Below are 19,941 nucleotides of genomic sequence, written 5' to 3'. Positions count from 1 at the left end.
CGTTCCCGTCACAGACGCGGGCAAACGTGCCGGGACACCGCCTGGCCGCAGACGACCGGCGCGGGCGGAACAAGCCCGGCCGGCGCCAGGCACCATCCGGGGCGGAACAGCCTCGCCGGGCTAGGGGACCATCCAGGACAGCAGCGGGGTGGCCTGCAACCCGACCAGCAGGCACATCAGGGCGAGCAGCAGCACGCTCCAGCCGAACATCCGCCGGAACAGGTCGCCCTCCCGGCCGGTGAGCCCGACGGCCGCGGCGGCGATCGTGAGGTTCTGCAGGCTGATCATCTTGCCGAGCGTGCCGCCGGAGGCATTGGCCGCGGCGAGCAGGACCGGGTCGAGGCCCGCCCGCTGCGCCGCCGCCACCTGGAGCGCGCCGAACAGCGAGTTGGACGACGTGTCCGAGCCGGTCAGGGCGACCCCGAGCCAGCCGAGGACGGGTGCCAGTACGGCGAAGAGGGTGCCCGCGCCGGCCATCCAGACGCCGAGGGTGGCGATCTGCCCGGCGGCGTTCATGGTGAACGACAACGCCAGCAGCCCGACCACCGTCAGCACGGCCCACCGCAGCTCGAACAGGGTGCGCCCGTACAGTCTCGCGGCCTCGCGCGGTGACACCCGCAGCAGCGCCATCGTGATCAGGCCGGCCACCATCAGCAACGAGCCGGGCGCGGCGAACCAGGCGAACCGGAAGGTCGACAGGGGTGAGGGGGCGCCGGAGGCGGTGCGCACGTGCAGGCCCGGCCAGGAGACCGCGAGCGTGCCGGCGTCGAGCAGGTGCTTGACGGCCGGGATCTGGGAGACGGCGAAGACCGCCACGATCGTCAGGTACGGCGCGTAGGCCCGCCACTGCGAGCCCTGCGGGGTTGGCGCGTCTCGCTCCGACGGGCCCTGCGGCGGCGGCGCGTCGTGTTCCGGCACGCTGGCGGCGGTCAGCGCGGGGACTGGCTGCCGCGCCGCGGCCCGGCGGGTGACGAGCAGCAGGACCCCCGCCCCCGCGAAGGCGGCCACGATGTCGGCGAGCGCGGCCGTCAGCCAGTTCGCGGTGGCGAACTGGGCCAGCGCGAAGGCGCTGCCGCAGGCCAACGCCGGACGCCACAGCTCGCGGACGCCCCGGCGACCGTCGACGACGAGGAGCAGGACCAGCGGTACGACGACCGCGATCACCGGGACCTGTCGGCCGGCCATCATGCCCAGCTCCGTGGCGGGCAGCCCGGTCACCCCGGCCAGCGTGGTGATCGGCAGGCCGAGTGGCCCGAAGGCCGCCGGCACCGTGTTGGCCACCAGCGCCACGGTGGCCGCCCGGACCGGGGTGAACCCGAGGGCCAGCAGCATGACCGTGGTGACGGCCACCGGCGTGCCCTGGCCGGCCAGGGCCTCCAGCAGCGAGCCGAAGCAGAACGCGATGACCATGGCCTGGATCCGGCGGTCGTCGCTGATCCGGGCGAAGCCGCGCCGCAACGTGTCGAAGTGTCCCGTGTGCACGGTCATCCGGTAGATCCAGATCGCCGTGCCGAACGTCCAGACGAGGGGGAAGATCGCGAACGTGGCGCCCTGGCCGGCGGCCAGCAGCGTCTGCGACAGCGGCATCCGCCACAGCCCCCAGGCCAGGGCGACCGCCACGGCCAGCGCGCCGAACGCCGCCACCCAGGCCCGCGTACGCACGACTCCGAGCAGGAGGAACAGGGTGATCAGGGGCAGCGCGGCGCAGGCGGCGCTCAGCGCGAGCGATCCGGCCACCGGTTGCAGGGGCTGCTGGTACATCGAGACCACCTCGGGTGCGACGCCCCCCGGTCCCGGTGGCGGGGAGTTGGGCTCATCTCACCCAAGGCCCCCGCACGACGCTTCTTCCAGGTTGCCCTGCCAACGGGGCCGGCTGCGCAAGCTCGGAGAGGACGGGCCCGCCACGGCTCGCCTACCGTCACGCCATGAGCCGAGCGGGCAACGCCGTGGTACTGGGTGCCAGCATGGCCGGGCTGATCGCCGCCCGGGTGCTCAGCGACGCGTACGACAGCGTCACGCTCGTGGACCGCGACGCGCTGCCCGACGCGGCGGTGCCGCGGCGCGGGGTGCCCCAGTCGCGTCAGCTGCACGTCCTGCTGGCCTGCGGGCGTCAGGCGCTCGACGAGCTGTTCGACGGCCTCAGCGACGAACTCCACGCCTGCGGGGCGCCCCTGGTCGACCTCAACGGGCAGGTGCACTGGTACAACGACGGCTACCTGATGCGCCGGTCCGCGTCCCAGCTCATCGGCGTGGGGGTCAGCCGTCCCCTGCTGGAGCGCACGGTCCGGGCCCGGGTGGAGAAGCTGGCGAACGTCCGCTTCCACCCGTCGGCAGAGGCGAGCGCCCTACTGAGCACCGACGATCGTCGCCGGATCACCGGGGTCCTGGTGACGCCGCGTGACGGCGTGCCGTACCGGCTCGACGCCGACCTGGTGGTCGACGCCTGCGGCCGGGCGTCGCGCAGCCCCGCGTGGCTGGCCGCGCTGGGCTATCCGACGCCGGCCGAACAGCGCGTCGCGGTCGACGTCACCTACGTCACCCGCACCTACGAGCGCGACCCCCGCCACCTCGACGGCCTGCTCGGCGCGCTGACCAACGCCGTTCCGACACGCCCACGCACCGGGATCGTCGCCGCCCAGGAGGACGACCGGTTCGCGGTGGCGCTGAGCGGGGTCCTCGGCGAGCAGCCGCCGCTGGACGACGAGGGCTACGCCCGGTTCGCCGAGTCGTTGGGCCAGCCGCTGATCAGCCAGGTGGTGCGCGAGGCCGTTCCGGTGGGCGAGCCGGCGCTGATGCGTTACCCGGCGAGCGTGCGGCGGCGCTACGAGCGGCTGCGGCGCTTCCCGAACGGGTACCTGGTGTTCGGCGACGCCCTCTGCAGCTTCAACCCCGTCTACGGTCAGGGCATGACGGTCGCGGCCACCGAGGGCCTGCTGCTGCGGCGGCTGCTGGCCGGGAAGCCGGGCCGGTTGTGGCGCCGGTTCTTCCGGGGGGCCGGCAAGCTGATCGACGGCCCATGGTCCATCGCCGTCGGCACGGACCTCCGGTTCCCCGAGGTGGCCGGGCCCCGGACGCTTCGGGTGCGGCTCGTCAACGCGTACGTGCACCGGCTGCACGCGGCGGCCCGCACCGACGCGGTCCTGGGCACCGCCTTCCTGCGGGTGCTCAACCTCGTCGACCCACCGCACCGGCTGCTGCGTCCGGCGATCGTGGCCCGGGTGCTGCGGGGCGGCTCCCGGCCGGGGTGAGGGGCTGCGGCCCGGCCACGGACGCGGCTAACCCGGCGGCGTCGGCACCTGGAGGTAGGTGGTGCCACGCAGGTCGAGCCAGGTCCGGTCCGGCCCGCGCACCAGCCGCAGCATCACCTCGGCGCACGACGGGCAGCGGGCCACCAGGCCGGGCGCGTGGGTGTAGACCCGCAGGCCGGCCATCGGACCCGTCGTGCCGCACGACGCGCAGCGCCCGGTGGCCCCGCTGAGGTCCACCGCGAAGACCTCCCGCAGCGGGCCGTCGAGCATGTTGCCGTCCAGGTAGGACATCTCGGTCATGGCGTCTCCTCGTCGGCGGTCAGCCGGTGGGGCCGAAGCGTTCAGTGCGGACCCGCCGCGGCTGGTGGCCCAGCCCCACCAGCAGGTCCGCGACCGTCTCCACGAAACCGGTCGGGCCGCAGACATAGCACAGCGGCTCCAGCTCGGCCGGCCAGCCGTGGGTGTTCACGTCGGCCAGCCCGATCCGGTGCGGCTCGCCCCGCCACCCCTTCGGCGCGGTCCGGGTGTAGACGTACGCCACGTCGAGGCCGTGGTCGTCGCGGGCCCGGCGGCGCAGCTCGTCGGCGTAGATCACGTCGGCTGGGGTGCGCGCGGAATAGATCAGCCGGAACGGCACCCGGCTGCCGGCGGCGCGACGCGCGCGGACCATCGCCATCAGCGGCACCACGCCCGAGCCGCCGGCGACCAGCAGCACCGGCGCAAGCTCGGCCGGCCGCCACACGAACCACCCGCCCACCGGGCCGCGCACCTCCACCGGGTCTCCGGTCGCCCAGACGTCGGTCAGGTACGGCGAGACCTCCCCGTCGGGCACGCGCTGCACGGTCAACGCGACGCGCTCGCCCTCGGCCGGGCCGGCGAGGGAGTACGACCGGGCGGCCTGGTAACCGTCGGGGGCGGTCAGCCGGACGTCGACGTGTTGCCCGGGCAGGTGCCCCGGCCAGCCGGGGACGTCAAGGACGAGGGTCTGCGCGGTCGGTGTCTCGTCCCGGCGCTCGACGAGCCGGGCCACCCGCCAGGTCAGCGGGGCGGCCAGCGGGCTGCTCAATCGCCGGCGTAGCGCTGCTCGCGCCACGGGTCGCCGTAGTCGTGGTACCCGGCGGTCTCCCAGAATCCGGGCTCGTCGGTGGTGCCGAGCCGGATGCCGCGCACCCACTTCGCGGACTTCCACAGGTACAGGTGGGGTACCAGCAGCCGGGCCGGTCCGCCGTGCTCGGCGGGCAGGTCCCGGCCGTCGTAGCCGTGCACCACCCAGGCGCGTCCACCGCGCAGGTCAGCCAGCGGCAGGTTCGTGGTGTAACCGCCGTAGGAATGGACCAGCGCGTACGACGCACCGGTGTCGACGCCGTCGAGCAGCACGTCGAGCGAGACGCCCTGCCAGGTCGTGCCGCGCTTGGACCAGCGGGTCACGCAGTGGATGTCGACCGTCGGGGTCTCCTGCGGCAGGGCGGTGAACTCGGCCCAGGTCCAGCGGTGCTCCGCGCCGGTCTCGGTGGCGACGACGAACTCCCAGACGTCCGGCCGCACCCTCGGCGTAGGGCCGGCGGAGAGCACCGGGAAGTCCTCGGTGAGGTACTGGCCGGGTGGCAGGGCCGGCTCCGCCGAGCGGCGCCGGCCCTGGAAGCCCGGTGACACGATTCCCACCCGTCAGTCGTACCACCTGTGAGAGTGCGGCGATACCGTTCGCCCGGACCGGGGTGACGGGTGTTCGCGGGTCAGCGCTGGCCGGCCACGACCTCCTTGTCGCCAGGGGAGGCGTTGCGGGTGGCCCGCAGGCTGGTCAGCGTGACGACGACCAGCACGCCGATGATCACGCCGAGCGAGGCCAGGGTCGGGATCTCCGGTACGCCGGACCAGATGCCGTGCGCCCAGTGCAGGCCGAGCTTGACCCCGATGAAGGCGAGGATGATCGCCAGACCGTAGCTGAGGTGCACGAGCCGGCTGAGCGCGGCGTGCAGCACGAAGTAGAGCGCCCGCAGCCCCAGCAGGGCGAAGGCGTTGGTGGCGAAGACCAGGTACGGGTCCTCGGTGATGCCGTAGACGGCCGGCACCGAGTCGACGGCGAAGACCACGTCGGTGGCGAGCACCGCGACCACCACGAGGGCGAGCGGAGTGAGCGCCCGCCGGCCGTGGTACCGGACGGTCATCTTCGTGCCCTGGTACTCGTCGACGACCGGCATGAACCTGCGCAGCAGCTTCACCGACCGCATCTTGTTGATGTCCACCTCCTGCGCGTGGCCGGAGAGAGCGTCCCGGAGCAGCTTGACGGCGGTGGCGATCAGGACGACGGCGAAGAGCAGGAAGGCGAAGTCCAGGGTCTGCAACGCCGCCGCGCCGAGGGCGATGAAGACGGCACGCAGCACCAGCGCCCCGGCGATGCCGTAGAGCAGCACCCGCTGGGCGAGCGCGGCCGGCACCGCGAACGCCCCCAGCAGCAGCATGAAGACGAAGAGGTTGTCGACCGAGAGCGACTTCTCCACCAGGTAGCCGGTGAGGTACTCGACGCCCTGCTGGGAGCCGTAGCGGGACCAGATCCAGGTTCCGAAGGCGAGCGGGAGGGCGACGTAGAACGCCGACCAGCCGAACGCCTCCTTGACGGACACCTCGTGGGGTCGCCGGGTGACGAGGAAGTCCAGCACGAGCAGTGCGAGCACCCCGGCGATGGTCACCACCCAGAGGGTGGGCGTGCCGATCGAGGACAGCTCACCGGCGGCAAGATAGGACGATTCGGTCATGTGGTCTCCTCGAACACCGTGTCATGTTCGAGGTCTCCTTCACCCACGATTCGTGGGCAACCACCCGAGGCGCGCTCCGGGCACGCCGTACTGACCGGAATGGTTCGTGGGAAGTACTCCCCTCGTGCGACCAGGTTAGGTCAGCTCCGTCGACTCGCCAAGCCGACAACCGCGCCGTCACCAGGGGTAACCCCTCCGTGGCTGTGAGGCTCGGTTCCCGACGTCTTACGGGGACACCCGCGCGGCGCCTATGGTGACCCGGTGAGCGAGCGCGTGAGCCGGCCCGGCGCGGACCTGTCGGCCGACGGCGCAACGGGCGAGCGCGGACCGGTCCCGGGCGGCGCGCCGGCCCCGGTCGGCGTCGGCCAGACCGGTCCCCTCGCCGGGGTGCGCGTGGTCGAGCTGGCCGGCATCGGGCCCGGCCCGTTCGCCGCGATGATGCTGGCTGACCTGGGCGCCGACGTGATCCGGGTCGACCGGGCCACCGGCGTCGACCCGGGCGCGTTCGGCACCCCGCACCCGGACCTGCTCAACCGGGGCCGCCGCTCGGTCGCCGTGGACCTGAAGTCGGCCGGGGGTCGGGAGGCGGTGCTGGCCCTGCTCGGCGGCGCGGGCGCGCTGATCGAGGGCTTCCGCCCCGGGGTGACCGAGCGGCTGGGCCTCGGCCCCGCTGACTGCCTGGCGGTCAACCCCCGCCTGGTGTACGGGCGGATGACCGGCTGGGGGCAGGACGGCCCGCTGGCCCAGTATGCCGGGCACGACATCGACTACCTGGCGTTGACCGGGGCGCTGCACGGCATCGGCCGGGCGGGGGAACGCCCGGTGCCGCCGATGAACCTGCTCGGTGACTTCGGCGGCGGCGGAATGATGCTGGCCCTGGGCGTCGTCGCCGCCCTGTACGCCGTCCGCGCCGGCGCCCCCGGCCAGGTCGTCGACGCGGCGATCGTGGACGGCGTGTCGGTGCTGTCCACGATGATCCACTCGCTGCGCGGGGTCGGCATGTGGCAGGACCCGCGTGGGGTGAACCTGCTCGACGGCGGCGCGCCGTTCTACGACACGTACGAGTGCGCCGACGGCCGGCACCTCGCGGTCGGCGCCCTGGAGTCCCGCTTCTACGACGAACTGGTCCGGCGCACCGGGTTCCCGCTGCCCGGCGACGACGCGCCGGAACGCACCGACCCGGCGAACTGGCCGGCCCTGCGGGCCGCGTGGGCCCGGCTGTTCCGCACCCGCACCCGCGACGAGTGGACGGCCCTGCTCGGCGCCTCCGACGCGTGCGTCGCACCGGTGCTGGACTGGCGGGAAGCGCCGGAACATCCGCACCTGGCGGCCCGGCAGGTGTTCGTCGCGCACGCCGGGGCGACCCAGCCGGCCCCGGCGCCCCGGTTCTCCGGCACGCCGACCGCGCTGCGCCGGCCGCCCCCGCACCCCGGCGAGCACACCGACGAGGTACTGAGCGAGGCCGGCTTCGCCGCCGACCGGATCGCCGCCCTGCGCGCTGCCGGCGCGGTCGCCTGACGGCCACCCCACCGCTCTCCCGGCTGCCGGGCCGTCCTCTCGGTCGCGCCCGACGGCACACCGGTCAGCGCCGGCGGGGGGCCGCCGCGCCCGGAGCAAGGGCCGGTTCCACCATGTCCCGGTAGTCCCGTGGCAGCTGCACCACGATGTCGTCGAACTCCCCGCCGGTCACCGCCTCGCGCAGCGTGGTGAACACGGCCCGGACCGCCTCCCGGGCGGCCCGCTCGTCGACGCCGGCCCGCTGGCCGACCCGGCCGACGAACTCGGCCGCGCCGAACCGGTCGGCGGCCTCGGTGTCCGGGCTGGGCCGCAGGACCAGTTGCAGCGGCCTGGGCAACTGCGCCGCGAGGTCGAGCACCTCGCCGCCGGTCAACCGCTCCGCCAGGGTCTCCAGCGTGGCCCGGGTCAGCTCGACGGCCCGGTCGCCGGAAACCCTCGCCCGCAGGGCCACCTGGTCGACGAAGGTGTCGTAGTTCATGGGTGCTCCTTCCGCTGCCTCGGGCCGGTCGCGTACCCGCCCGGCGGGAGCGGAAACGGCGGCCGGGTAGGCCCGATTGCACGCCCCGCGCGGGCGTGGGCAGCCATACGACGGGTAACCGCGGCCGTCGTGAACCCCGATCGCAGCGGCGAGGAGCGCACCCATGGCGAGCTACGACGACGTCCTGCAGTACCTGTCCAGCCTCGACTACCCGGCGGGCAAGGCCGACGTGGTCCGCGAGGCGGAACGCGAGGGCGCCCCGCCGGACGTGCTGCGCGCGCTGCGGGCCCTGCCGCCGGTCGACTACGCCAACGGCACCGAGGTGGCTCGTTCCGCCGGAATCGAGGCGGCTCCCGAGGTCGACGCGGCGCAGCGTGCGGCGCAGGCCCGGGAACCGCACACCCGGGTCTCCCAGCACCTGCGGCGCATCTGAACGCCGCATTGGCCCGGCGCCGAGTGGGGATACGGCCGGGGCGGCGCGTGGACGGCCATCTCCCGGCGGTGATCCAACTCCTCGTGATGGGGCTGGTCGGCGTGCTGGCCGGCGGCCTGTTCACGCTCGTCAGCTCACCGGGACTCGGCCCGCTGGTGGGCTGGAACGCGGCGGCGCTGAGCTGGCTGGTGCTGGTGTGGCGCACGCTGTGGCCACTGGACGGCGAGCGCACCGCCCGGCTCGCCTCACTGAAGGACCCGAACCGGGCCACCCGTGACGCGCTGCTGCTGGTCGCCTGCCTGGCGAGCCTGCTGGCGGTGGCGGTCATGCTGATCTTCGCGCAAAGCGTCCCGCCGGGGCCGCGACGCGACGCCTACGGCGGGCTGGGCATGGCCAGCGTGCTGCTGTCCTGGCTGGTGGTGCAAACCGTCTACACCACCCGGTACGCGCGGATCTACTACACGGGGCCCGACGGCGGCGTGATGTTCAACCAGTCGGAGCGTCCCCGCTTCTCGGACTTCGCCTACCTGGCCTTCACGGTCGGGATGACGTTCCAGATCTCCGACACGAACCTGACCAGCAACGAGATGCGCACCACCGTGCTGCGGCACTCGCTGCTGTCGTACCTGTTCGGGACGGTGATCATCGCCACGACGGTGAACCTGGTGGCGGGGCTGGCCAAGTGAGCGGGCCGAGGCCGACAGACGGGCGCCCCGGGCCACGAACCGCGACCTGGGGCGCCACGCGGAACCTGTGCCCCGGCGGTGAACGCGGCCCGAACCGGACCGCACCGCCGGGCGGCCACTCCCACCCGAAGAGGGCGAGAGTCAACTGCCGAGATCATCGTACCTTGCCATCGTCCGAACGGTCAGATTTCCGAGAAAGTGTGGGCCAACCCACCTCAGGTGAGCTCGGCGTACCGCTTCTCCAGCTCCACCCTGGCGAGCGCGCCGACCAGCCAGGCGAGCCGCTCCGACTCGCCGCCGCCGGCCAGCGCGGCCAGGTCTGCCGCCGACCGGCCCAGCCCGAGCCGGCGGGCCGCCGCCAGGGCCCGCCGGTCCGCCACCGGGGCCACCTCCCGCCACAGCGCCTGCGCCTCACGCAGGAACAGGTCCACCGCCTCCGCGTCGACACCCGGCAGCTCGACCAGCAGCCTCCGCTCCCCGGCCGGGTCGTGGTGAGCCAACGCCCGCAACCGGCGCAGGTCGCCCCGATACCGCTGCACGACGGTACGGGCGAGGTCGCCGAGGTCGTCGGCGAGCGCGTCGACGTCGCCGCGCTGCCCGGCCTCCCGCAGCACGCGCACCCGATCGGCGTGCAGCGACCGGGCCAGCCGGGCCGCGCTGTCCCAGCCGGCGTCGCGCAACGCCGCCGCGCCGGCCACAGCGCAGCGGAAGTCTCCCCGACGGGCCAGCAGGACCGACAGGGTGAGAAGCTGGAACAGGCTGGACGGGTTGTTGGTGACCCGGAAGCCGTACTGCTCGGCGAAACCGCGCCCGTCGCCGGCCAGGCGGCGTACCAGGCGCTTCTTGTCCTCGCTGCTGGAGACTGCGGTGGTGGTCGGCATGCCCGCGACTACCCGCGTCGCCGCCCGCCAAGCCCGCGACGGTTACCCGACATAGGCGGCCCGGCGAGCGACCCGACCGGGCCATCCGGCCACAGCGACCCGACGAGCAGACCGGAAGCGGCGGCCCGGAAGCCGCCGGCTCAGCGCAGGATCTCGCCGTGCCGGGTACGGGCCAGCAGCCGGGTGGTCGGCAACGCGGGCGCCGGCAGCGGCGGCGCCGCGTCGTCCGCCACCACTCCGAAGCGGCGGCCGGCCGTCCAGTCCTCGCGGGCCACGGCGATCTCCTCGTGCGACCGGCCGACGAAGTTCCACCACATCACCAGCGGCTCCTCGAACGGCTCCCCGCCGAGCAGCAGCAGGCGGCTGCCCGGGACCCCGGCCAGGGCCACGCTCTCCCGCCCCAGGCCGAGGTAGAGCAGCGCGCCCGGCTCCAGCGGCACGTCACCCACCTCGGCGCAACCGGACATCGCCAGCAGCGCGTACTCGAAGTCGCGGCGCAGCGGCAGCCGGACCGGCGCCGCACCCCGGACGGTGAGCTGCGCGCCGAGCAGCGGGGTGTGCACCACGGCCGGGGAACGCTCCCCGGCGAACTCGCCCACCAGCAGCGTGACGTCGGCGTCCCCGTCACGCCACACCGGCAGGTCCTCGTGGTGGGCGAAGTCAGCCCCACCGGCCCGCGCCCGGTCCGGCAGGGCCACCCAGAGCTGCGCGCCGTGCATCACCGGCGGATGCGCCGCCGGGGACCGCTCCGAGTGCGCGATGCCGTGGCCGGAGGTCATCACGTTGAGCTGCCCCGGGCGGATCGGCTGCACGTTGCCGAGGCTGTCCCGGTGCACGATCTCCCCGTCGAGCAGCCACGTGACCGTCTGCAGGCCGGTGTGCGGGTGCGGCGGCACCTCCATACCGGGCCGCTCGGCGACGTCGTCCGGGCCGAAGTGGTCGACGAAGCACCAGGCCCCGACCATCCGCCGCTGGCGCTGCGGCAGCAGCCGGCGCACCGTCGTGTAGCGGCCGAGCGGCACGTCGTGGCCGGGCAGCAGCACGCTGCCCGGATCGGCGGGCGTCACGCCCGGCGGGCGGGTCTGCGCCGGCAGGGATTCCGTACGATCCACCGCTCGACTGTACGCTCAGGCCCCGTTGACGGTAACCGTGTTGGCCCCGGCGACCATGTCCACGTACACCCGATCGGTGCTGCGGTCCCAGCCCGGCGAGCTGATCAGCGCGCCGGTCGCCACCCCCGGGCGGTGCCGGTCGTAGATGGTGACCGCGCCGGCGCCGGCACCCGCCCGGACCCGGGTCGGCAGCGCCCCGGGCACCCGGATCACCAACTGGTCCACCCCGCCGGTCACCCGCACCCTCAGCGTGCCGACGACCCGGGGCAGGCGCAGGTCGACGCGGGCGGCCCCGGCGGCCAGCTCCAGCGCGGCGAGCCGTCCCCGGGTTAGGTCGAGCACCTGCTCGGCCACCCCGCCAGCCAGCCGCAGCCGCCAGGTCACCCGGGAACTCAGCACGACCTCCGCGACGTTCGGCCCGCGCCGGCCGCTGGTCGCCATCCGCAGCCGCAGGTGGTCCCCGAAGAACTCCGTCCGGGGAATCACCCCGCCGTCGGCGGGGCTGGTGATCCGGTACAGGTCCTCGCCGAGGTCGTCGATCCGCAGGTCGAACGTGGTCAGCCCGTCGACCAGCTCGAAACTGGCCCGGTCACGCCCCGCCAGGGGCTCGGTGAGCACCGGCCCGTTAGCCGAGGCTCCCCCGACTCCGGGCTCCGCCGCCAGCGGAACGGCCGATCCGGCGTCCGGCCGGCCGTCGGAGAACGCCAGCCCCAGCCGACCCGGGTTGGCCAGGGTCACCGCCACCGCACCGGCGCCCAACGCCAGGACCACGACAGCGGCGGCGACCATGAGCCGCGCGCCACGCGGCCAGGGCGCAGCGGACGACTCCGCGACGTTCTCCCCGGTCACCTTGACGACCGGCGCGGGCACGGCAGGACCGGCCCCCGGAGGGCGATGCGCGTCATGCTCCGACACCGGCATGTGCTCCCCTTTCACGGTCCCCGCCAGGCAGTACGTACCCGACCCCGGATCGGATCAGTCCGCCGCCTGCCTGCAAGGAAGGGCGCCTTGTTAACGCTTTCGGTAGAGCAAGGGCCCCTTGTTAACGCGACTCCATGCCGGCGACATGGGGCATCCGGGCGAGCGGAACCCGCATATCGCAGACATGGAATCGATCAAGCATACCTTTGGCAACCATGCCGCGAACCACCACGCCAGGCGCAGCCGCCACGCCGCCGACAATCACCCCGCAACCCACCAGGCCACCGGGTACGAGCCAGCAGGTTGCCCGACCCGTCGCCTCACCCGCACCGGCCCAGCGGCGGCGACCGCACGGCACCCAACCCGTCAGTGCTCAGCCCCGCCGCGCCAGGAGCCGCTGCGGTAGACCGTCCCTCGGTACTCCCCCGGTGCACCACGCTCCGGCCCACCTGGCAGCCCCGCGTCAGCGTCGACATACGGGGCAGCGGCGAACGGAAAGCCGGCAGACGGGCCATCGCCCGTCTGGCCACCCGCAGAAGGAGCAGCGGAAAAGGGAGCAGCGGCATCCCGCCGAGTGGCACGGGCCCGCCGTACCCGGGTGACGACGAACCACCCGACCGCCAGCGCGGACACCGCGATGACCACGTTCTGGAACGTGCCGACGTACCCCTCGACCACGTGCCAGTTGTCGCCGAGCAGATAGCCCGCCATGACGAAGACCGTGTTCCAGATGAGGCTGCCCAGGGTCGTGTACAGCAGGAACGTCAGCACCGGCATCCGCTCCACGCCGGCCGGAATCGAGATGAGGCTGCGGAACACCGGGATCATCCGGCCGAAGAACACCGCCTTGACGCCGTGCCGGAGGAACCACGCCTCCGTGCGGTCGACGTCTTCGAGCTTGACCAGCGGCAGCTTGGCGGCGATGGCCCGCATCCGGTCCCGGCCCAGCATGGCGCCGATCACGTACAGCGCCAGCGCGCCGACCACCGAGCCGAGGGTGGTCCAGCCGATCGCCCCGACCAGGCTCATCCGTCCCTGACTGGCGGCGAATCCCGCCAGCGGCAGGATCACCTCGCTGGGGATCGGCGGGAACAGGTTCTCCAGCGCGACGGCCAGCCCGGCACCAGGGCCACCCAGCCGTTCGACCAGGCCCGTGACGAATCCGACCGGGCCGTCGGACCCGGGTTCGGGCCCGGCGGCGATCGTACGGGGGAAGGGCAGAAGCGGCTGCGTGCTGATCATCCGACAACGGTAGTGACCCTCGTCGCCGGCTGCCACGCCCCGGCCGGCGAGGCGAGAGCGGAACAGCATCGACCGTGCACCGTGGACCGCCCGGCTTCGGTGCGCGCCGTCAGCCCGCCGTGTCGCCGCGCGCTCCCGCGTACCCGGTGAGCAGGTCCTGGAGCCGGGCGCCGGTCTCCGCGTCGAGCCGATCGCGCTCGACCGCCTCGGCGACGTCCTCGCGCAGCTCCCGCAGTCGCTTGCTGCGGTCCTTGAGCTTGCCGCGGTTCAGCTTGGCGGCCTCCTCGCGCAGCTCGTCGGCGGTTTCGCGGTCGATCTCCCCACGGGCCTGCGCCTCGTCGATCAGGGCGGTGAACTCGACGGCGAGCTGGCGCAGGGTGACCGGCCGGGGTCGCGCGGTGGTCGGTGGGGCGGTCCTCGCCGGGCCCACGGCCCGCGTGGTCGTCGGTGCGGCGGCGGGAGCGGCGGTCCCGGGTGCCCCGGCCGGCGAGGTCGGAGACCCGCTATCGAGGGCGAGCAGCGTGACCAGGCCGACGAGCAACACCACTCCGGCGGCGACGAGGACGTTGAGCAGCCGGTTGCCCGGCGTCCGGGATCGGGACGCCCGCGCGGCAGGCGGCGAACTGGCGAACCGCGGCACGGACGGCGCATTGGTCGAGCGCCGCGCGGACGGCAGTGCGTCCGCGCCAGCGGCAGCGAGCAGGCCGGCCGGGTCCGAGACGTACGGCGCGGTCGGGGGGCGATCGGTGCGCGGTTGCCCAGCGGTGGGCGCCGGGGCGGACGGCCGCCCAGGGGCCGCCCACGGCCGGGCGCGGTCGACCAGGGTCGGCGAATGTGTCGGGGTCGGCGTGGTGGCCGGCTGCGTCTCGGCCGGCGACTCGGCGGCCGGCGTCGACCCGAGGCGGCGAGCCAGTTGGGCGGCGGTGGGCCGCCGGGTCGGATCGGTGGTCAGGCAGGCGAGGGTGAGCGCGGCGATGTCCGGGGGCAGCCCGGGCACGCGCAGTGGCGGGGCCTGCCGGTGCCCCGCGTGCACCTCGAAGGCATCCTCCCAGCTCTGCACGGGCAGCGGGGCGCGGCCGGCGAGGACGCGGTAGAGCAGGACCCCGAGGGCGTACACGTCGCTGGCCGGGTTCGGCGGCCCGGGGGTGAGTCGCTCGGGTGCGAAGTACGCGGGGGTGCCCATCATCAGCTCGCCGGTCTGGCCGGCACGCGGGTGGTGCGGCCCGGCGAGCGCGGCGATGCCGAAGTCGAGCACCTTCGCGCCCGTCTCGGTGAGCATGACGTTGGCGGGTTTGATATCGCGGTGCACCACGCCGATGCGGTGTGCGGCGGCCAGGGCGCCGGCGATCTGGCCGGCCAGCCGAACGGCCTCGGGCCAGGGCAGCGGACCGGTGGTGAGCCGGTCGGCGAGGTTGCGCCCCTCGACCAGCTCCATCACCAGGTACGGCACCACCGCCCCGCCCCCGAGGGTCGCCTCGCCGTAGTCGTACACCTGGGTGACGTGCGGGTGGGTGAGCCGGGCGGCGGCCCGGGCCTCGCGCTGAATGGTGACGCGCAGGTGCGGGTCGGCGGCGAGTTGGGCCGCGAGTGCCTTGACCGCAACGGGACGGTGCAGGACCTCGTCGTCGGCGTACCACACCTCGGACATTCCGCCGAGGCCGATGCGCTCGCGCAGGACGTACCGGTCGTGCAGCCGCAGGGTGGGCGTGAACGGCGACATGGTGGTCCAGTCTGCCTGTCGGCCGGTGCCGGGCACCAGTCGCATGCCCGCGCAGCGGCACCAGCGGGGCAGCGAGGACAGCCGGGCAGCGAGGACAGCAGCGCAGGCGTTGTCGGCAGGGCCGCGCCGCGCCGGGGCAGGTCAGGGCTTGCGGGCCACGGCCCCGTACATGCTGACGTCGGCCACCGAGGGTCGGGGCTGCGGCTCCCGCTCGGCGCGCCACTCGGCGACCGAGACGACGCCCGGGTCGACCAGTTCCAGGCCCGCGAAGAGGTCGGCGAACTCCTTCCGGCTGCGCAGGCTGACCGCCTCGCGCGACCCGCCGTTCCTCGTCACCGCCTGGGCCTCCTGCGCCACCTGCGGGGCAAGGTAGTCGTAGGTGGCGTGCGAGGCGGCCAGGTAGCTGCCGGCGGGCAGCGCGTCCAGCAGCCGACGGACCAGCGCGTACGGCTCGTCGGGGTCGGGCAGGAAGTGCAGGATCGCGACCAGCATCAGCGCCACCGGCTGCCCCAGGTCGATGGTGCGGCCAAGGTCGGGGTGCCGCAGGATCTTCTCCGGGTCGCGCAGGTCGGCGTCGATGTAGGCGGTGGCGCCTTCGGGCGAGCTGGTCAGCAGCGCCCGGGCGTGCGCGAGCACGATGGGGTCGTTGTCCACGTAGACCACTCGGGCCTGCGGGACGACGGCCTGGGCGACCTCGTGGGTGTTGTCGGCGGTGGGAATGCCGGTGCCGATGTCGAGGAACTGTCGCATGCCGGCCTCACGGGCCAGGTAGTCGACCGCCCGCTGGAGGAAACGACGGTTCTCCAGGGCGGCGATGCGGACGGTAGGGAAGGCCGCGGCCATCGCGTCCCCGGACTCCCGGTCGGCCTGGAAGTTGTCCTTGCCGCCGAGCCAGTAGTTGTAGCGGCGGGCGGGATGCGCCACCGAGGTGTCGATCCGGTCGCTCGGGTGGGCGGGACCAGTCGAGGCGCCGGGGGCATCGGTGGTCAAGGGGTGCCTCCATAGCTCTGCGCTGACCTGAAGCGCGGACGTCCGTCCACTCTCGCCGGTGTCGACCATGGTAGAGGCAGCACGAGACGCCGCAGCGTCTGGGAGCCCGTCACTGTGGGTAGAGATCGTCGCGCAGCCGGGTGAGCAGTTCCGGCGTCCGCTCCGGGGGCTCGGCCTCGACGCAGAGCCGCTCCATGGCCGCCGCGTAGTAGTCGAGGTCCTCGCGCTTGTCGAGGTAGATGGCGCTGGTCAGCTGCTCGATATAGACGATGTCGGGCAGATCCTGGTCGCCGAACCGCAGGATGGTGAAGGCGCCGCCGGCTGCGGCATGGCCGCCCGCGTCGAACGGGATGATCTGCAACCGCACGTGCGGCGACCGGGTCGCCTCGATCAGGGCGGTGAGCTGGTCACGCATGACCTTGGCCCCGCCGATCGGCCGGCGCAGCGCCGCCTCGTCCACGACCACCCACAAGTGCGGCGGCTGCGGGCGACGCAGCAGCTCCTGGCGCTGCATGCGCAGGCCCACCCGGCGGTCGATCTCGTCCGCGCCGGCGCAACGGTGGCCGAGCAGGACGACGGCCCGGGCGTACTCCGGGGTCTGGAGCAGGCCCGGCACGAACTGCACCTCGTAGCTGCGGATCAGCGCGGCGGCCGCCTCCAGGCCCAGGTAGGACTGGAACCACGACGGCAGCACGTCGCCGTAGCGGTGCCACCAGCCGGGGCTGTTCGCGTCCCGGGCCAGCTTGAGCAGGGCCTCCCGCTCCGTAAAATCGGTGACCCCGTAGAGGCTGAGCAGGTCGGCGACGTCGCGCTCCTTTTATTTTTTATCCTGCCCAGCTCCATCCGGCTGATCTTCGATTCGGAGGCCCGAATCTCCCAGCCGGCGCCCTCCCGGGTCACCCCGCTGGCCTCCCGCAGGCGGCGCAACTGCGCGCCGAGCAGCATCCGCAGCACGGTCGGGCCGGTGGCCGGGCCACCCTCCGTAGGAACCATCGTCACGCGCCGACCTCCGCTTGCCGCCTCCGTCGCACCGGGCCCCACCCCGGCCGACGTGTAAGCATGCCATGGACCGACAGTGAGGTGAATCGGGCCAATCGGCGCGTCAGTCCCGTTGACGGGACGCACTCGCGAGGTGACCCAAAGTCAACCGATCAAGTGGTCAAAGTCTCCGTCCCGAGCGCCGAGGACGAAGGCGGCGATCTCGTCGATGGTGTAGATGAGCGCCGGCCCCTCGGGGTGGCGGGAGTTACGAACGGCGATCCCCGCGCCACCGGGAAGCTCGGCCAGCTCGACGCAGTTGCCGCTGGGATTGCTCCGGCGGCTCTTCAGCCAGTTCAACGGGGGAAGCTGCGTGGCGTGAACGCCGTTCTGAGGCTGCTGCATGGGGCGTCTTTCTCTTCAAGAGCCTGCCGATGCCGCGGGAGGAGCGGTGTGCTGGCGAGAGGCGGGGCATACGACGGGATTTGCTGCACGTGCATCTGCTATTGCATCTGCACCGGACAGCGAGCATGATAACGCACGTACGGTGTACCCAGACATTCACTTTGGGTTACTCAACCCAAAGCCGTACCAGGGAAAACAGGAGCCCACGGACAGCGGCCGGGCACGGTCGGGGTGGGCAGACGCGGTGAGGAGGATTCGTGCCGGATCCGTTGACCATCGCGTCCGGCATTTCGGCCGCCGGAGCCCTGGTCTCCGCTTGGCAACTGCGCCGCCGGGCTCTGCTGGCCGAGGCGGAGATCAAACACCTCCAGGCGGAGCTGGCCGCCGAGCGACACGCCGCCAGCCACGACCCGCTCACCGGCCTGCCCAACCGGCGGGCCTTCTTCCGGCTGGCCGCGACCCTGCTCACCGACACCGTCGGTCAGCCGCTGATCGCCATCGTGCTGGACCTGGACGACTTCAAGCAGGTCAACGACCGCTACGGGCACGCCGCCGGGGACCAGGTGCTGATCAGCGTGGCCGAACGACTGGCCGCCTTCGCCGGGGACAACCTGGTGGCCCGGCTCGGCGGCGACGAGTTCGCGGGCCTGCTGACCACCCCGACGGTCGACCGGCGGTGGCTCGAGCACGCCTCCCGGCGGCTCTGCGAGTCACTTGCCGCGCCGATACCCCTCCGCGGCCTCAGCCTCCGGGTCACCGCCTCCGTCGGGCTCGCCCCGGTCACCTGCCCGACCCAGCTCACCGAGGCGCTCGACCGCGCCGACGCGGCGATGTACCGGGCGAAGAGCGTCGGCGGGTCCCGCTCCACTCGCCAGCTCGTCGACAGCGCGTACCTCGCCGAACGCTGACGCCCCGGCCCGGGTCCGCCGGGAAGCGCCGCCGGCGCTCAGCGCCAGCCGTAGCCGGCGCGCAGGGCTTGGCCCACCCGGTCGAAGCGGGCCCGGTCCAGCACCGCGCCCTCGCGCCGGATGCTGTCCTCCCGCATGGTGAGGACCCGGTCGAGCCGCACCCAGCTGGGCCGGTTGTCCCGGTCCCACGCGCCCGGTCCCAGCGAGAGCCAGTGCCGCTGACCGTCCCGCTCGCCCTGGCTGGACAGCATCAGGCCGAACAGGGTCCGGCTGGACCGCCCGACCACCAGCACCGGGCGGTCCTTGCCCTGCCGGGGGTCGTCCTCATAGGGGACCCAGGTCCAGACGACCTCACCCGGGTCGGCCTGTCCGTCGGGCTCCGGGGCGTAGCTGAGGTCGCGGCGCTGCAACGCCGCGACCTGCCGGCGCCGCGCCACCTGGGCCGGGATCGGCCCGGGGGTACGCGTCGGCGCGGCCCCGCCGCGGGTCACCCGTCCCAGCCGGGACGCCACACTCCTGAACAGACCTGCCACGGCGGGCAGCCTAACCCGGCCCCCGGCCCGCCGCCGAGCCGCTCCCCGCCGCGCTTCGGCGGTGGCACGATGTGGGCGACCCAGGTGAGGCGCGAGCGGAGGAACAGTGGCGCTGGAGATCCCCGACGACCTGCCGGTCGTGCGGCGGCACGCGGTACGGCTGGTGGTGCTCGACGCCGACCGGCGGCTCCTGCTGTTCCACACCCGCGACCCGGACCACCCCCGGCTCGGCACCTGGTGGGAGCTGCCCGGCGGCGGCGTCGACCCCGGCGAGACGTACCTCGACGCGGCCGTGCGGGAGCTGCGCGAGGAGACCGGCATCCGGGTGGACCCGCGACGGGTGGGGCCGCCGCGCTGGCGGCGGCGGGCCAGCTTCATCCACCGGCAGCTCCGCCACGTGCAGGACGAGGTGATCGTCAGCGTCGGGCTGGACGTCCCAGGCCCGGAGGTGGACGAGACGGATCGACTGGACTACGAGCGGGAGGACTACTTCGGGTTCCGGTGGTGGCCCGTCGCCGACGTCGTCGACAGCCGGGAACGGTTCTATCCCGGCCGGCTGCCCGGACTGCTCACCGCGTTCCTCGCCGGCGAGGAGATCGACGAGCCGTTCGAACTGTGGTCGTAGGAATGGTCCCGGGCAGGCACAGTGAGCGGATGACGAACCCGCAGGGCCCGCTGGCCCGCTACGCCGCCCGGCTGCACGCCTCGATCGGCGACCGGCACCACGTCGCGTCCCCGCTGGGCGCGTGGCTGCTGCTCGCGCTCTGCGCGTCGGCTGGCACCGACGAGCACGACGGCACCCCGGGCAGCGCCGGCCTCGCCGAGGCCCTGGGCACCGACCCGGCACGGGCCGGCCGGATCGCCGCCGCGCTGCTCGACGCGCCGCACCCCCTGGTGCCGTCGGCGGCGGCCGTCTGGCACCGGCCGGGGATCCCCACCGCCGGGCTGGACGCCTGGCGGGCCAGCCTCCCCCGTGCCACGCAAACCGGCCCGCTGCCGGACCAGGCCGGCCTGGACGCGTGGGCCCGGGAGCACAGCGCCGGGCTGATCGAGCGGTTCCCGCTGACGCTCACCCCCCCGGGTCGGGCTCGCACTGGCCTCGGCCGTGGCCACCCGGATCTCCTGGGCCGCCCCG

Annotated in this window: 20 protein-coding genes and 2 pseudogenes; 7 read left to right on the top strand and 15 right to left on the bottom strand. The window is 73.8% G+C overall.

Annotated features, from left to right (window positions below):
* Positions 1 to 120 precede the first annotated feature (120 nt).
* The gene (locus MCAG_RS28115) at positions 121 to 1,761 is read right to left on the bottom strand and encodes an L-lactate permease (RefSeq protein ID WP_007076331.1); all 1,641 of its coding nucleotides are present in this window, start codon (positions 1,759 to 1,761) and stop codon (positions 121 to 123) included.
* A 164-nt stretch (positions 1,762 to 1,925) separates the two neighbouring features.
* On the opposite strand from MCAG_RS28115, the gene MCAG_RS28110 reads away from it, so the two are divergent.
* On the top strand, positions 1,926 to 3,248 hold the full coding sequence (locus MCAG_RS28110) for an NAD(P)/FAD-dependent oxidoreductase (RefSeq protein ID WP_007076330.1): 1,323 nt from the start codon (positions 1,926 to 1,928) through the stop codon (positions 3,246 to 3,248).
* A gap of 27 nt (positions 3,249 to 3,275) precedes the next feature.
* Here the strand turns inward: MCAG_RS28110 and MCAG_RS28105 are convergent, their stop codons facing one another.
* The 4 genes from MCAG_RS28105 to MCAG_RS28090 all read right to left on the bottom strand — a co-directional run bounded on the left by MCAG_RS28105 (position 3,276) and on the right by MCAG_RS28090 (position 6,001).
* Positions 3,276 to 3,548, bottom strand: a complete 273-nt coding sequence (locus MCAG_RS28105) for a DUF6510 family protein (protein WP_007076329.1) — start codon at positions 3,546 to 3,548, stop codon at positions 3,276 to 3,278.
* A 19-nt stretch (positions 3,549 to 3,567) separates the two neighbouring features.
* Positions 3,568 to 4,314, bottom strand: coding sequence for a ferredoxin reductase (locus tag MCAG_RS28100; protein WP_036375621.1), 747 nt, complete (start codon positions 4,312 to 4,314; stop codon positions 3,568 to 3,570).
* Positions 4,311 to 4,901, bottom strand: coding sequence for a sulfite oxidase-like oxidoreductase (locus MCAG_RS28095; protein WP_198141791.1), 591 nt, complete (start codon positions 4,899 to 4,901; stop codon positions 4,311 to 4,313). The genes MCAG_RS28100 and MCAG_RS28095 overlap by 4 nt, the downstream gene beginning before the upstream one ends.
* An 80-nt stretch (positions 4,902 to 4,981) precedes the next feature.
* Positions 4,982 to 6,001: a TerC/Alx family metal homeostasis membrane protein gene (locus MCAG_RS28090; RefSeq protein ID WP_007076326.1), complete on the bottom strand. Its 1,020-nt coding sequence runs from the start codon at positions 5,999 to 6,001 to the stop codon at positions 4,982 to 4,984.
* A 387-nt stretch (positions 6,002 to 6,388) separates the two neighbouring features.
* Between MCAG_RS28090 and MCAG_RS28085 the strand changes: the two genes are divergently transcribed.
* Complete coding sequence (locus tag MCAG_RS28085) at positions 6,389 to 7,519, top strand: CaiB/BaiF CoA-transferase family protein (protein WP_050778246.1); 1,131 nt, start codon at positions 6,389 to 6,391, stop codon at positions 7,517 to 7,519.
* A 64-nt stretch (positions 7,520 to 7,583) separates the two neighbouring features.
* On the opposite strand, the gene MCAG_RS28080 is transcribed toward MCAG_RS28085, so the two are convergent.
* Entirely contained in the window at positions 7,584 to 7,997 is a 414-nt protein-coding gene (locus MCAG_RS28080) for a DUF2267 domain-containing protein (protein ID WP_036375619.1), read from the bottom strand.
* A 163-nt stretch (positions 7,998 to 8,160) separates the two neighbouring features.
* Here MCAG_RS28080 and MCAG_RS28075 point away from each other — a divergent pair, with 163 nt between their 5' ends.
* Both MCAG_RS28075 and MCAG_RS28070 read left to right on the top strand, forming a co-directional pair.
* Positions 8,161 to 8,430: a DUF2795 domain-containing protein gene (locus MCAG_RS28075; RefSeq protein WP_036375618.1), complete on the top strand. Its 270-nt coding sequence runs from the start codon at positions 8,161 to 8,163 to the stop codon at positions 8,428 to 8,430.
* A gap of 68 nt (positions 8,431 to 8,498) precedes the next feature.
* Positions 8,499 to 9,116, top strand: coding sequence for a DUF1345 domain-containing protein (locus MCAG_RS28070; protein ID WP_198141676.1), 618 nt, complete (start codon positions 8,499 to 8,501; stop codon positions 9,114 to 9,116).
* A gap of 215 nt (positions 9,117 to 9,331) precedes the next feature.
* Here MCAG_RS28070 and MCAG_RS28065 read toward each other — a convergent pair whose 3' ends face one another.
* The 8 genes and pseudogenes from MCAG_RS28065 to MCAG_RS28030 all read right to left on the bottom strand — a co-directional run bounded on the left by MCAG_RS28065 (position 9,332) and on the right by MCAG_RS28030 (position 17,365).
* On the bottom strand, positions 9,332 to 9,997 hold the full coding sequence (locus MCAG_RS28065) for a hypothetical protein (protein ID WP_007076322.1): 666 nt from the start codon (positions 9,995 to 9,997) through the stop codon (positions 9,332 to 9,334).
* Between the two features lie 140 nt (positions 9,998 to 10,137).
* A complete protein-coding gene (locus MCAG_RS28060; protein ID WP_007076321.1) occupies positions 10,138 to 11,109 on the bottom strand; it encodes a pirin family protein in 972 nt (323 codons plus the stop codon).
* 15 nt (positions 11,110 to 11,124) lie between these two features.
* Complete coding sequence (locus tag MCAG_RS28055) at positions 11,125 to 11,979, bottom strand: hypothetical protein (RefSeq protein WP_232290314.1); 855 nt, start codon at positions 11,977 to 11,979, stop codon at positions 11,125 to 11,127.
* Between the two features lie 417 nt (positions 11,980 to 12,396).
* Positions 12,397 to 13,272, bottom strand: coding sequence for a DedA family protein (locus MCAG_RS28050; RefSeq protein WP_007076318.1), 876 nt, complete (start codon positions 13,270 to 13,272; stop codon positions 12,397 to 12,399).
* A gap of 109 nt (positions 13,273 to 13,381) precedes the next feature.
* Complete coding sequence (locus tag MCAG_RS30025) at positions 13,382 to 14,992, bottom strand: serine/threonine-protein kinase (RefSeq protein WP_050778244.1); 1,611 nt, start codon at positions 14,990 to 14,992, stop codon at positions 13,382 to 13,384.
* A 141-nt stretch (positions 14,993 to 15,133) separates the two neighbouring features.
* Positions 15,134 to 15,982: an SAM-dependent methyltransferase gene (locus tag MCAG_RS28040; protein ID WP_036375617.1), complete on the bottom strand. Its 849-nt coding sequence runs from the start codon at positions 15,980 to 15,982 to the stop codon at positions 15,134 to 15,136.
* Between the two features lie 109 nt (positions 15,983 to 16,091).
* Positions 16,092 to 16,927: pseudogene (locus MCAG_RS28035) on the bottom strand (helix-turn-helix domain-containing protein).
* Between the two features lie 198 nt (positions 16,928 to 17,125).
* Complete coding sequence (locus tag MCAG_RS28030; RefSeq protein ID WP_007076314.1) at positions 17,126 to 17,365, bottom strand: DUF397 domain-containing protein; 240 nt, start codon at positions 17,363 to 17,365, stop codon at positions 17,126 to 17,128.
* A gap of 257 nt (positions 17,366 to 17,622) precedes the next feature.
* Between MCAG_RS28030 and MCAG_RS28025 the strand changes: the two genes are divergently transcribed.
* Positions 17,623 to 18,273: a GGDEF domain-containing protein gene (locus MCAG_RS28025; RefSeq protein WP_007076313.1), complete on the top strand. Its 651-nt coding sequence runs from the start codon at positions 17,623 to 17,625 to the stop codon at positions 18,271 to 18,273.
* A gap of 38 nt (positions 18,274 to 18,311) precedes the next feature.
* Here MCAG_RS28025 and MCAG_RS28020 read toward each other — a convergent pair whose 3' ends face one another.
* On the bottom strand, positions 18,312 to 18,806 hold the full coding sequence (locus MCAG_RS28020) for a type II toxin-antitoxin system PemK/MazF family toxin (RefSeq protein ID WP_036375616.1): 495 nt from the start codon (positions 18,804 to 18,806) through the stop codon (positions 18,312 to 18,314).
* A gap of 106 nt (positions 18,807 to 18,912) precedes the next feature.
* On the opposite strand from MCAG_RS28020, the gene MCAG_RS28015 reads away from it, so the two are divergent.
* Together MCAG_RS28015 and MCAG_RS34095 are read left to right on the top strand one after the other, a co-directional pair.
* The gene (locus tag MCAG_RS28015; RefSeq protein WP_007076311.1) at positions 18,913 to 19,431 is read left to right on the top strand and encodes an NUDIX hydrolase; all 519 of its coding nucleotides are present in this window, start codon (positions 18,913 to 18,915) and stop codon (positions 19,429 to 19,431) included.
* 29 nt (positions 19,432 to 19,460) lie between these two features.
* A pseudogene (locus MCAG_RS34095) lies at positions 19,461 to 19,941 on the top strand (hypothetical protein); the annotation flags it as partial.

Source organism: Micromonospora sp. ATCC 39149 (assembly GCF_000158815.1).
Taxonomy (GTDB): domain Bacteria; phylum Actinomycetota; class Actinomycetes; order Mycobacteriales; family Micromonosporaceae; genus Micromonospora.
The sequence above is the reverse complement of the archived record's forward strand: the minus strand, read 5'-3'. Positions and strand labels throughout refer to the sequence as shown.

Bases quoted from the DNA above. Each gene is read 5' to 3' on its own strand.
- MCAG_RS28115 (WP_007076331.1), bottom strand. From the start codon at position 1,761: ATGTACCAGCAGCCCCTGCAACCGGTGGCCGGATCGCTCGCGCTGAGC.
- MCAG_RS28110 (WP_007076330.1), top strand. From the start codon at position 1,926: ATGAGCCGAGCGGGCAACGCCGTGGTACTGGGTGCCAGCATGGCCGGG.
- MCAG_RS28105 (WP_007076329.1), bottom strand. From the start codon at position 3,548: ATGACCGAGATGTCCTACCTGGACGGCAACATGCTCGACGGCCCGCTG.
- MCAG_RS28090 (WP_007076326.1), bottom strand. From the start codon at position 6,001: ATGACCGAATCGTCCTATCTTGCCGCCGGTGAGCTGTCCTCGATCGGC.
- MCAG_RS28080 (WP_036375619.1), bottom strand. From the start codon at position 7,997: ATGAACTACGACACCTTCGTCGACCAGGTGGCCCTGCGGGCGAGGGTT.
- MCAG_RS28075 (WP_036375618.1), top strand. From the start codon at position 8,161: ATGGCGAGCTACGACGACGTCCTGCAGTACCTGTCCAGCCTCGACTAC.
- MCAG_RS28065 (WP_007076322.1), bottom strand. From the start codon at position 9,997: ATGCCGACCACCACCGCAGTCTCCAGCAGCGAGGACAAGAAGCGCCTG.
- MCAG_RS28050 (WP_007076318.1), bottom strand. From the start codon at position 13,272: ATGATCAGCACGCAGCCGCTTCTGCCCTTCCCCCGTACGATCGCCGCC.
- MCAG_RS30025 (WP_050778244.1), bottom strand. From the start codon at position 14,992: ATGTCGCCGTTCACGCCCACCCTGCGGCTGCACGACCGGTACGTCCTG.
- MCAG_RS28030 (WP_007076314.1), bottom strand. From the start codon at position 17,365: ATGCAGCAGCCTCAGAACGGCGTTCACGCCACGCAGCTTCCCCCGTTG.